The sequence below is a fragment of the Micromonospora sp. NPDC049580 genome, from assembly GCF_040675595.1.
Taxonomy (GTDB): domain Bacteria; phylum Actinomycetota; class Actinomycetes; order Mycobacteriales; family Micromonosporaceae; genus Micromonospora.
In genome coordinates this window covers 1-10,719 of sequence record NZ_JBFAPG010000188.1, presented here as the reverse complement: position 1 = coordinate 10,719, position 10,719 = coordinate 1, and the positions used below count along the sequence as shown (strand labels likewise).

Below are 10,719 nucleotides of genomic sequence, written 5' to 3'. Positions count from 1 at the left end.
CCACCCCGCCCCCGTCGTGCCGCCGGCGCTCACCGTCGCCGACAGCAACCTCAGGCGACCGGGCCGAACTGTCACACCGACTCCGGCCGGATGCGAACCGTCACGCCGGCTGCGGAACCCGCCCCCGGCCCCGCCGCGCCCGACCGGACGGCGGAGCCTCCGGCCGGCCCTCCTCGGGCACCGGGCCCAACTCGTCGTCGGGGTCGCCCTCCAGGTCGGAGTCGTCCGCGCTCACCGCGAGGGCCAGCTCGTCGTCGAGGGCCGCGGGCCCGTCGCCGCCGCCGGAGAAGCCGTCGTCGAGAGAGTCACCGCCCTCGAGGGAGACGTCGTCGAGCGGGCCGTGACCCAGCGGACTGGTACGCAGCGAGCCGTACTCAGGCAACTCGAAGTCGTCGTCGAGCGGGCGGTCGTCGCGCAGCACCGGCGCCTGCTCGTCGGGCACCGGTTCGGTGGGCTCGCCGTGCACGCGGCTCTCGATGGCCGCGTCCTCGACCGTGCTGGTGGTCATGGTCGGCCGGTTGCGCAGGAAGCGGGCCCGCCCCCGGGACAGGTCGTGGCCGACGGCGACCGCCTCCAGCTCGTAGAGGGTGCGGTGGTTGCCCGCGTCGTCGGTCCAGTCACGGGTGTAGAGCCGGCCGCAGACCACCACCGGGTCGCCGACCATCACCGAGGCGGCCACGCCCTCGGCGAGCTTGCGCCAGCAGTTGACGCGGACGCGCAGCGAGTTGCCGTCGACCCACCGACCGCTGTCGCGGTCGAGCCGGCGGGCGGTGGAGGCGACCTTGAAGTTGGCCACCAGGGTGTTGCTCTGGGTCGTACGCCGCCACTCGGGCGCGGTCAGAATGTTGCCGACAATCGTGACGTACGTGTCGAACATCGTCCCTCCAGGGGATCCGGGGTCTGCCAGCGAGTCGACTCGGCACCGAGCCTGTGCGCTCTCGTCGGCTGCCGCCAGCACCACCACCCCGGCCTGTGGATGACGGGGCCACCTGTGGACAACGCCCTGATCACACCCCCGATGTGGTACGGCCGACCCACCTGTCCGGGCGCCGTCGGTTCCGGAGCCGCCCGAACTGGGTATGGATTTGATCAACGCACCACCGACAAGCTCCACGTCGACGAGAGGTCAGCGCCATGACGATCACTACTTTCGGCTCCGCAACCGTTTCCGAGGTGCGGCGATGAGCGCCGTGGCGAACCCGGCGACCGTGGGCGAGTGCCTGCGGGTGGGTGCGGGGTTCTCCCAGGGCGACCGCAACTGGATCGCCGAGCAGTTCGCCACCCTCGACGCCCGGCTGGCAAGCTTCCACGCCGACGCCACCGAGCTTGAGGTGTCGGTGAAGGACCGGGAGGCCCGGGGCCAGAAGGTCACCCTGGAGTGCTGGATCGCCGGCCGGCAGAAGATCGTCACCACCTCCGCCGAGGAGGACCTGCACGCCGCCCTCAACGACGTCCGCGACGACCTGCGCCGGCGGCTGAACGACGCCAAGACCCGGCAGGAGCCCCGGCACAACAAGCACCTGCGGGACATCCCGCAGCCGCAGGGCGAGGTCGACCCGACCGACGAGTCGGACGCGCTGCCCGCCGCCGACCCGAGCCGCGCCGACGCCGAGACGGCCTGACGCGTACCCCTGCCATGCCCCGGCCGGCAGGCACGGCCGGTCGGGGCAGGCAGCGTGGGGCTACCGCCGGGTAGCTTGCCGGCGTAGCGTCGCGTTCGTGGAACCGGACGTGTTGGGGCCGCCGTACGAGCGGCAGACGATCGACCTGGGCACCGACGACGAAGGCCCCGTTGTCGCGACCCTGGTCCGGCGGCGGGCCGAGCGCCCCACCGGGCGGGCGGTGCTCTACGTGCACGGCTTCGTCGACTACTTCTTCCAGACCCACCTGGCCGACTTCTTCGCCGAGCGCGGCTGGGACTTCTACGCCCTCGACCTGCGCAAGTACGGCCGCAGCCTGCTCGCGCACCAGACGCCGAACTTCTGCCGCGACATCAGCGACTACTTCCCGGAGCTGGACGCCGCCGCCGAGATCATCCGCACCGACGACGGGCACGACACCCTGCTGGCGATGGGCCACTCCACCGGCGGGCTGATCATCTCGCTCTGGGCGGATGCCCGCCGCGACGCCGGCACCGTCGACGGCCTGGTCCTCAACAGCCCCTTCTTCGACCTCAACGCCCCCTGGGCGGTCCGTCGACCCCTCGCGGCCGCCGTCTCCCGGCTGGGCCGCAGGGCGCCGCACCGCATCCTGCCGTTCGGCCTGGGCACGGTGTACGGCGAGAGCCTGCACGCCGACCACCGCGGCGAGTGGACCTATGACCTCGCGTGGAAGCCGCTGGCCGGGTTCCCGGTGCGCGCCGGCTGGCTGAACGCGATCCGCGCCGGTCAACGCCGGCTGCGCGCCGGCCTGGACATCCCGGTGCCGGTGCTGCTGGCCTGCTCGACCCGCTCCTTCCGGGGCACCAAGTGGCACGACAACGCGACCCTGGCCGACGCCGTGCTGGACGTCGAACACATGGTGCGGTACGCGCCCCGCCTCGGCCGGCACGTCACCCTGGCCCGCTTCGACGGCGGGTTGCACGACCTCACGCTCTCCGGCCCCGCCGTACGCGCAAAGGTTTTCGACGAGGTCGGCCGCTGGGCCGAGGCGTTCCTGGCCGCCGGCCCCACCGCCCCGGCCGAATCCGTCCCCGCCACCGACGCGCCCGGGTTGCCGCAGAGCCGGCCTCCGACGACCGATCGCGCCGAGGCGACAGCGCTCGGCGACTGACCCGTCCCAGCGAGGCGAGCCGGGTTCAGGCGTCGCCGTGCGCGGCCGACAAGACGGCCTGGATCCGGTCGAAGGTCGCCACCGGGTGACCGTCGACGCCGGGCAGCACCAGGCCCAGGCAGTACAGCGAGACCTCGCCGGTGGCGTCGGCCTGCACGACGAAGACGGGCGCCCCGACGTACCCCGATGGCAGTTCCGTGGTGATCCGCACGTCGTCCCCGTCGCGGACCACGCGCTCGATCCCGACCTCTAGCGGGCGCGAGGCGTCTTCGCGTACCCCATGGGCCAGCACGAAAGCGGAACTGGCGTCGGCGCCGAGGCGGGCGACGGCCTCGGGCCCGGCGGCGATCCCCGCCGGCACCGGCTGCACGCGCCATCGCCAGCCGCCGTCGCCGGCGTACCGGTGCAGGCCGGCGGTCGGCAGCACCGCGACCCCGTCGCCCGGGAAGCGCGCCCAGCCGGGCGCGATCTCGCCCTGCGCGATGACGTCCGGGGCGACGCCGGCCGGCTCGGTGACGCTCGCCCGCAGGCCCAGCTCACCGCCCGGAGGGCCGACGAGGTCGGCCGCCGTCAGCAGCGCCTCCCCCACCGGGTCGTCGCCGTCCTGAAAGAAGAAGGCGGTGCCGTAGGCGTCGGCCGTCCGGTAGGGCAGGATGGCGCGGCCGACGACCTGGCACAGCTCGTAGGCGACGCCGCTCTCGGCGTCGGGGTCCAGCAACACCAGCCGAGGGTACGGGCCGACGCCCGGCCTCTTCGTGGGAACCCGGATGCCGGACGGGTGCGCTCCGTGAGACCCTGCTCGGCAACGTGGACGCGGGCACCCTTTTCGTCGTCGGGCAGCCGGACGGCGGTACCCTCTGGGCGCGACACCCACGCCGCGCGCCCGTAGCTCAGCGGATAGAGCAGGGGACTTCTAATCCCAAGGCCGCAGGTTCGAATCCTGCCGGGCGCACAACTCCTAGTTGGCCAGCACGGGTATCGACGGCCGGAAGATCCAGAGTCCGCCCGAGTCCGCGTGGAGTTACGGCAGCGCAGCGAAGCCAGGTACCCCGAAGGGTAGTTAGAGGCAGAGGGTCGCTAATCCCCGCTCCGTTCGGAACGGTTCGGATCACCGTACAGTCGTCGCCGAGTGAGGCGGGCCGAGCGCGACGGTGCTCGGTCTGCTGGTGAGATGAGCCGGCAGAGAAGAGAGCTGTGATTGCAGCTGCATCGACAGATCGAGGTACGCCGCTAGCTCTTCTGGGGTGACGGAGATCCAGATGTCTTTGCCCTTCTCACGCTTGACCCGGTTGAGGTGGTCGCCTCCGACTGGTCGAGAGTGCGCGACCGTGTTGCGGAACCGGGTGAGCTTCATCAGGTTCATCTTGAGGTCGCGGTACGACCGCTCCTGTAGAAGGTCAGCGCGCATCTCGGTGATGAAGTCCCGCAGGAGCTTCACTTGGTCCTCGTATCGCATGCCCTCCAGCTCCGCTTCCCTGGCCGGCTGCTCGTCGTCCGTCGAGCTGCACAACCAGGCGAGGATGGCCCGGACTAGGACCTGACACTCATCGTCGCGTGCGATCGCCAGCTCCGGTATGGGTTCGCGGCCCAACTCCTTGGCGAGGTGATCGACAAAGCCGGACCCGGGGCGACCTCCGACCTTAAAGTCACCCTCTCCCGAGCATTGCAGCGCGTCGTGGCCGCTCGGCACGCATACGCAGACGCACGCAGCGGGCGACATCTCATAGCACCCTGAGAGCTGCCGTCCAAGGAGCCAGGGCTTGCCGGTGGCGTCCCGTTGCACGATCTCGGGACTTGGAGCGGCGGCCCGCTTCTTGATCTTGTTCAGGTAGGAGCGTTCGGCAGGAAGATTCAACGCCCGGCGGCACGATTCACACACGTAGCTGTACGCCACGGGCCGGCACCCCCTTTCTGGCCAAGGCCAGGCTACATCGGCACCGTCCGACGATGCATCGGCTTGCCCATGCCGGTACAGCACGTCCAACTACAGCGGCTGGCGGGGTCGGTGCTCGCCGGTAGCCTCAACGAAGAAGGTAGATCGTGGCAACCCGCATTGATCTGACCCTCGTGGCTGACAAGTTGATCGTGCACAGGTCCGGACCGGGACTCATCATCAAGACGCTCTGCCACGAGCAGGCCTTGCCGGCGAACCTCTGGACCCTCACGCAGGATGCCAGTACCGGCCGGCTCATCGACATGACACAGGGCGACACCACGGGCAGCTGACCGACGCTCATCCAGCACCTGGCTCCAACCCTGGAGCCGGCAGCCGGATCACGCCGCTCTCATTGAGCGACATCCAACCCAAGCTCCCAGCGAATCGCCTTTAGAAGCTCAGCAGATAGTGCGCCGAGGTTCCAGAGGTCGCTACGGAGCACATCAATGCGCTCCTGCCTGTCCAGCATCCCGCCGCTGAATGAGGCCCAACAGCGGCGCACACGAACAAACACTTCTCCGCAGGCCTTGTCCGTCTCCACGGACGCGAAGAGCCTGACCTTGGCCCGCGTCAACTCCAAGGCGTTGGCGAGCGTCATAACCTCGCTGCGCCATGCTGCGTCGATCTTCTTGGGGCCGGAGCCATCAACAGGGAGGCGGCTTGAAATAGCACTTCTGAAGCTGTCCAACTGCTGGAGCAGTTCGCTGTACGAGGCTAGGCGTTCCTGGCGCGAGCGGGCGATATCCTCGCGCTCCCACTGCTCCTGGCGCTCGGCCTTCTCTCGCTCCCAGCGCCCCTCCTCCTGCTCACGCTCGTGCCGCCAGCGAAGAAGCTCCTGCTCCCGTTGCCATCTCCACTGTCGGCGCTCGCGCACCCCGCTGGCCACTTGGGTGATAAGCGCGGCGGCGAGCGTGCCCACGACCGCCAGAGCGGCAGCAACAAGGACCATCCACGAGGGAGCGCTAGAACCCATCCGACAATGGTCTCTCGCCCGCGCAACCAATCGGACGATCACTCAGCGTGCAACCGCCTCGCCAGGAACGGCGCGCAGGCGCGCCGCAGATCGTGCAGCCGTAGCACCTGCGGCTGCCCACGGTCGGGGCGCGTCGGCCGGGTCGGCAGGATGAGCCCATGCGGTTGCTGGTGCTTGGCGGAACCTGGTTCGTTGGATACTCCGTCGTCACGACTGGGATCGATGCCGGCTGGGAGGTGACAACATTCAACCGCGGCACGTCAGCTCCCTTCTCTAAAGCGGTACGGCACATCCGAGGCGACCGGACTCGGCCTGAGGACGTCGCCGCTCTCGCTGCCGCCGGGCCTTGGGATGCCGTTGTCGACACCTCTGGCTACGTGCCCAGGAACGTCCTCGACGTGGCAGGCGCGCTCGCTCCCGTCGCCAGTCGCTACGTCTTCGTATCCACGCTCAGCGTTTACCGGGACTGGCCGGTCAAGCCGCTGAGCGAGCAATCCGAGGTGCTTCACTGCCCGCCGGACGCGGGCCCGGACTACGGCACCGACACCGAGGACGGACCGACCCGCTACGGCTACCAGAAGGCCGGTTGCGAGGCAGCGGCACTCGCCGCGTTCGGAGCGGACCGAACCACAATTCTGCGCGCCGGCGTCGTGCTCGGCCCACGTGAGTACGTCGGCCGCCTGCCCTGGTGGCTACGTCGTGTGGCCGCTGGCGGCGAGGTACTAGCGCCAGGCTCGCCTGACCGGGCAATCCAGCCGATCGACGTACGCGATCTGGCCGCGTTCGCATTGCGCACCATCACTGACGACTTGGCCGGCACGTTCAACGTCTGCGCTCCGGTGGGTAGCGGGACCTTCGGAGAACTGCTCGCGCACTGCGCTCACTCGACGCACACCGAAACCTCCTTCACCTGGGTGCCCGACGACTTTCTGCTGGCACAGGGCATCCGGCAGTGGTCCGAACTGCCGCTCTGGCGCACCTTCGACGGGGTGTGGAACGTCGACACCACTGCCGCGCAAGCCGCCGGTCTCCGCGCCCGCCCACTCGAATTGACCGTCCGGGACACCTGGCGGTGGTTGGTCGAGAGCGGGGACGTCAGCAACCACGACCGCGCCGCCGAAATCGGCATCAGCCGAGCGAGGGAAGCGCAGGTTTTGGCCGCCTGGCGCCGCTCAAACGAGCGGTCGAGATGAGGTCTCCGACAGCCACACCGCGATCTGGTCGGCGAGCCGCCGTGCGTCGGCATCGCCGCTCCCCCGTGCCTCGTTCAGCAGACGTCCTATCCGAGCGAGCCGACCGGTTAGCGAGACGTTGCGCCTTTGCGGCGGCAGAGCCAGCACCGTACGCAGCGCCTCAGCAGCCCCGTCCGGATCTCGCATGTGTAGGTGAGCAGCGGCCATGTCGATGTTCGTGCCGTTGATCTGTGAGTATGGCCGCCGCGCTGTCGGCAGCGCCTGATAAACGCGCAGCGCATCGAGGGCGTACCTCGCAGCCTGCTCGCCGTTGCGGAGGTCGAGCCAGGCAGCGGCGGCGCAGGCTGCGGCGCGTGCGTCTCCGAAGGCGAACTCACCACCGGTCGCCGTAGCCAGCTCGTCGGGCCGACCCTCTGCCGCCTCCCTGTCTTGTTGGGCAGCGTCCAGAACGGCAGCCACTGAGGCGGGGTCATCGAGAAGGGCGTAGGAGCGAGCGGCGATGTAGCGGAGCCTCAGCTTCGGTTCACCGTCGGGGGCCACACGCATCGCTCGGCCGTAGTAGCTGAGAGCGGCATCAGGCTCGTTGCGCCAGTTCGCCAACGTCATTTGCAGCCCATACGTCCACGCCTTCAAGGACGCGTGGCCGGCAAGGTCTGCGTACTGGGTAGCCGCCCGGGCAAGGGCGGCCGACTCGGTCCAGTGTCCGAGGTCGAAAGCGGTGGAGGCCATGAGTGATGCGCCCTGGCCGATGGCCACGAAGAGATCGACCAAGTCCCCCGGCCGCCGCGTGCGGTCGGCCAACGCTCGCGCCTCGTCACGCAGCCGCCGTGCAGTTGAGAACGTGTCGAAGGCAGCCATTCCAACAGACCGCGCCAGCACGGCCATGTCCTGCTGCATTGCCTCGATCGAGTCATGCGGCACCCCTGCGCTCGACAGCAGCGAGTCATGGGCGACTGCGTCTGCGGCATCACTCACGACATCGCCGAGATCAGTGCCGCTACCAGCGCCTCTGTGCTTCCTGGCGACGTCGTCGATGTCTTGTAGGAACCGCGATCTGACCGAGTCCGAAAGCCGGCCGACTGCTGCGTCCAGCAACTCTTGGTTCGCGCTGCCGGGCACCGTCTCCGGCCGACTGTGCCAGTACGCAACGGTTCTGACCGCGATGCCCAGCCAGGCCGCGAACCCTTCGTTCGTCATCCCGGCGGCAGCTTGCAGCACACAGGCCAGGCGTCCAGTCCACTGATCCACCCTCGCCATCGCGCCTCCCGTGATGCGTTGCATCGGATTGCCGCTCGTTGCACCAGCTTTGCATGGGCGCATCGTCCGACTTCGACTTCACTGGACTCAGCAAGCCGATAGAAGCACCAGAGGACATGGGGTTACCAGCTTCAAGACACGGCCCGAGCCGGGATCGAGCGCGTTGTCACAGCCAATATGAAGGCGGCCCTCGACCAGCGCAGCCACGCCGATCGAGGGCCTTGATCGCCTAGCAAGGAGGCGACCCGTGAGCACCCTACCCACCCTGCCCGCCTGTCCAGAACCCGCGACGATCCGCATCGAGCTGTACTCGGCGGACTCCCTGGACGCTTGCGCGTACACCTGTGTTGACCACACCATCCGCGCAACCGCTGCCATTGCCCGCGCCGGTTTGGAGGCCCACCTGATCGGCATGGCACCGGACGTCGTACGGTCCTGCGGCCATATGTTCGTCTTCCCGACCGGCACCCTTGCCGATGCCCCGGCCGGTCTGACGCATCCACGCTGGTGCGACCGGGACGATTGTGAGAGTCGGGGTCAGCACCACTCCCGCATCCTCGGCGTGGAGACCGACCGGCCGGAGGCGATCACCGTGCAAGCGGTCCTGGTACAGGCCCTGCACGAGGCTGCTGAGCCGATGGTGCGCCTGGAGGACAGCGCGGCAACCCGGCTGCTTCTCTCGGTCCGGCAGACGCGGGTGTTGCGGTACCGCCTGGCCAATCTGCTCGACCTGACCAGGGCCGGGCGGCGCACCCACCACATAACAGGTCGACAATGATGAGGTTGAGCAATCGCGTCCTACGGTTGCAATGCCGACACAAGCAGATCCGCCACCACTGCGGGGTGCGTGACCATCGCCAGGTGATGGGCGTCCAGGCTCCGGACCCGGTACCCACGTTTTTCGGCCTGCTCTGCCGTGGACTGGTACGCGGCGCTCAGCTGAAGGTAGATGTGTCGGGCGGAGTGCCATGCCTCGCCCGGCGTAGGCAGCACCTCGGAGACGACCTGCCACGGCAGTTCAGGTATGCCGTCCAGCACCCGCCGCCGCTGTTCGGGGTCGGGCAGGAGATCGGCCAGGGAGGCCGTGGGGAAGCAGGTGTCCCACCGTGGCAGCCGGCCGGACGCCGCCATCTCCCGCAGCCAGGTGGCCCGTTCCGCCGGCAGTGATCCGATCCAGCTCGTGCCCGGGTGTGGCAGGCGGGCATCCATGAAGACGACGTCGAGCTGGTCACTGCCGACCGCGTCGGCGATGCCCGGCAGGTACGCGCCCGCGCGGCTGTGGCCGACGACGACGGTGTGCGCACCAGGAGTGACGGTGGCAGCCGCCGTGCAGACCGCCGCATGAAAGGACGTCGACTCGACGAGGGGGCGAAGGTCCAGCACTTCCACACGCCACCCCGCCGCTTCGAGATGCGGACGCAGGGCATCCCATGTCGCTGCGGTGAGAAGCGGGCTGTGGACGAGAAGCATCGTTGGTTCGGCGAGCACAATCGCATCCTGAGGGCTGTGCAGCCATCCGTACAGCAGTGCCTGCCTCCGAGCGCCCACTCGACAATGGCGGACACGCTGAGCGGGATGATCAGGTGGGTGCAGACCGTCGCCGACCACGGCGGTGACCCGGACGGGCTCGCGGGCAGCGGCTGCGCTGATAGCGTCGCCGCGTGTCGATGTTCCGGACTCCTCAGGTGATCCTCTTCAGCGAGGACGTCCGCCGAGCCGCCGAGTTCTACGCCGGCCTGGGCTTCACCGAGACCTTCCGGGTGCCGACCGAGGGCGAGCCGATCCACATCGATCTCGCGCTCGACGGCTACAAGATCGGCATCGCCTCGGTGGCCTCCACGCGCGACGACCACGGCCTCGACCCCGTGCCGCAGGGGCAGCGGGCCGCGGTGGTCCTCTGGACCGACGACACCGCTGGCGCGTACGCCGCCCTCACCGCGAACGGCGCACCCTCCCTGGCTGCGCCGCACCGGTGGCTCGACCGCCTGCTGATCGCCTGGACGGCCGACCCCGACGGCAACCCGATCCAGATCGTCCAACAGCTCTGACGACTCCGCCTGGGCGCACCGACCCGCCGCCTGCGTGCCGACGGCGTGCCCGGCACGGCCTACATGTCCGACCGGGCGGGGGGGTCACTGCCGAGCGGCTGGTGCGCGGCCTTGACGATTGTGGCGCCGGAGCGGACCTCCACCGGTCGTACAGTGGGGAAGGTCCTGGCCCCAGTGATCGCGGCGGGTGTGTCCTTTTCAGCCCGCCCGGAAGGAGCACAGTGAACCGACCCCTCAGGACCGCGCTCGGCGTCGCCCTGATTGCCACCCTCCTGACCTCCGTCGCCGTCGCGCCCGCCCACGCGCACGCCGGGGGCCGACCGCCGGCAGTTGTCGCCCTGCCGGACGGGTTCCAGCCCGAAGGCATCGCCACCGCCGGCCGGTACGCGTACTTCGGCTCCCGCGCGACCGGCGAGATCTACCGCGCCGACCTGGTGACCGGCCGGGGCAGGGCGATCGGAGCACCCACCGGTACCCCGTCGCTCGGGCTCAAGGTCGACCCGCGCGGCCGGTTGTTCGTCGCCGGCGGCACGGCCGGCG

12 protein-coding genes, 1 tRNA gene and 1 pseudogene are annotated in these 10,719 nt (G+C 69.4%); 8 read left to right on the top strand and 6 right to left on the bottom strand.

The window, feature by feature from the left end; translation table 11 throughout:
- Positions 1-100: 100 nt before the first annotated feature.
- Positions 101-877, bottom strand: coding sequence for a single-stranded DNA-binding protein (locus AB0J68_RS17075; protein WP_363939297.1), 777 nt, complete (start codon positions 875-877; stop codon positions 101-103).
- A 304-nt stretch (positions 878-1,181) separates the two neighbouring features.
- Between AB0J68_RS17075 and AB0J68_RS17070 the strand changes: the two genes are divergently transcribed.
- Positions 1,182-1,622 carry an HPF/RaiA family ribosome-associated protein gene (locus tag AB0J68_RS17070; RefSeq protein ID WP_363939295.1) on the top strand — a complete coding sequence of 147 codons (441 nt, stop codon included), beginning with the start codon at positions 1,182-1,184 and terminating at the stop codon, positions 1,620-1,622.
- 97 nt (positions 1,623-1,719) lie between these two features.
- Entirely contained in the window at positions 1,720-2,772 is a 1,053-nt protein-coding gene (locus AB0J68_RS17065; protein WP_363939293.1) for an alpha/beta hydrolase, read from the top strand.
- Between the two features lie 25 nt (positions 2,773-2,797).
- On the opposite strand, the gene AB0J68_RS17060 is transcribed toward AB0J68_RS17065, so the two are convergent.
- Positions 2,798-3,493, bottom strand: coding sequence for a hypothetical protein (locus AB0J68_RS17060; RefSeq protein WP_363939291.1), 696 nt, complete (start codon positions 3,491-3,493; stop codon positions 2,798-2,800).
- A gap of 158 nt (positions 3,494-3,651) precedes the next feature.
- Here AB0J68_RS17060 and AB0J68_RS17055 point away from each other — a divergent pair.
- A tRNA-Arg gene (locus tag AB0J68_RS17055) sits at positions 3,652-3,724 on the top strand.
- 156 nt (positions 3,725-3,880) lie between these two features.
- Here the strand turns inward: AB0J68_RS17055 and AB0J68_RS17050 are convergent.
- The gene (locus tag AB0J68_RS17050; RefSeq protein ID WP_363939289.1) at positions 3,881-4,666 is read right to left on the bottom strand and encodes a hypothetical protein; all 786 of its coding nucleotides are present in this window, start codon (positions 4,664-4,666) and stop codon (positions 3,881-3,883) included.
- 146 nt (positions 4,667-4,812) lie between these two features.
- Here AB0J68_RS17050 and AB0J68_RS17045 point away from each other — a divergent pair, with 146 nt between their 5' ends.
- Entirely contained in the window at positions 4,813-4,998 is a 186-nt protein-coding gene (locus AB0J68_RS17045) for a hypothetical protein (RefSeq protein ID WP_355066140.1), read from the top strand.
- 59 nt (positions 4,999-5,057) lie between these two features.
- On the opposite strand, the gene AB0J68_RS17040 is transcribed toward AB0J68_RS17045, so the two are convergent.
- A complete protein-coding gene (locus AB0J68_RS17040) occupies positions 5,058-5,627 on the bottom strand; it encodes a hypothetical protein (protein WP_363939287.1) in 570 nt (189 codons plus the stop codon).
- Between the two features lie 212 nt (positions 5,628-5,839).
- Between AB0J68_RS17040 and AB0J68_RS17035 the strand changes: the two genes are divergently transcribed.
- On the top strand, positions 5,840-6,874 hold the full coding sequence (locus AB0J68_RS17035; RefSeq protein WP_355066136.1) for an NAD-dependent epimerase/dehydratase family protein: 1,035 nt from the start codon (positions 5,840-5,842) through the stop codon (positions 6,872-6,874).
- Here the strand turns inward: AB0J68_RS17035 and AB0J68_RS17030 are convergent.
- On the bottom strand, positions 6,854-8,131 hold the full coding sequence (locus AB0J68_RS17030) for a hypothetical protein (RefSeq protein WP_355066134.1): 1,278 nt from the start codon (positions 8,129-8,131) through the stop codon (positions 6,854-6,856). The two genes, AB0J68_RS17035 and AB0J68_RS17030, sit on opposite strands and share 21 nt — an antisense overlap.
- 247 nt (positions 8,132-8,378) lie before the next feature.
- On the opposite strand from AB0J68_RS17030, the gene AB0J68_RS17025 reads away from it, so the two are divergent.
- A complete protein-coding gene (locus tag AB0J68_RS17025; RefSeq protein ID WP_355066132.1) occupies positions 8,379-8,909 on the top strand; it encodes a hypothetical protein in 531 nt (176 codons plus the stop codon).
- A 20-nt stretch (positions 8,910-8,929) separates the two neighbouring features.
- Here the strand turns inward: AB0J68_RS17025 and AB0J68_RS17020 are convergent, their stop codons facing one another.
- Complete coding sequence (locus AB0J68_RS17020) at positions 8,930-9,514, bottom strand: alpha/beta fold hydrolase (protein ID WP_363939285.1); 585 nt, start codon at positions 9,512-9,514, stop codon at positions 8,930-8,932.
- Between the two features lie 284 nt (positions 9,515-9,798).
- On the opposite strand from AB0J68_RS17020, the gene AB0J68_RS17015 reads away from it, so the two are divergent.
- Together AB0J68_RS17015 and AB0J68_RS17010 are read left to right on the top strand one after the other, a co-directional pair.
- Positions 9,799-10,179, top strand: a complete 381-nt coding sequence (locus AB0J68_RS17015; RefSeq protein WP_355066220.1) for a VOC family protein — start codon at positions 9,799-9,801, stop codon at positions 10,177-10,179.
- Positions 10,180-10,400: 221 nt separating this feature from the next.
- Positions 10,401-10,719, top strand: a pseudogene (locus AB0J68_RS17010) (superoxide dismutase); the annotation flags it as partial.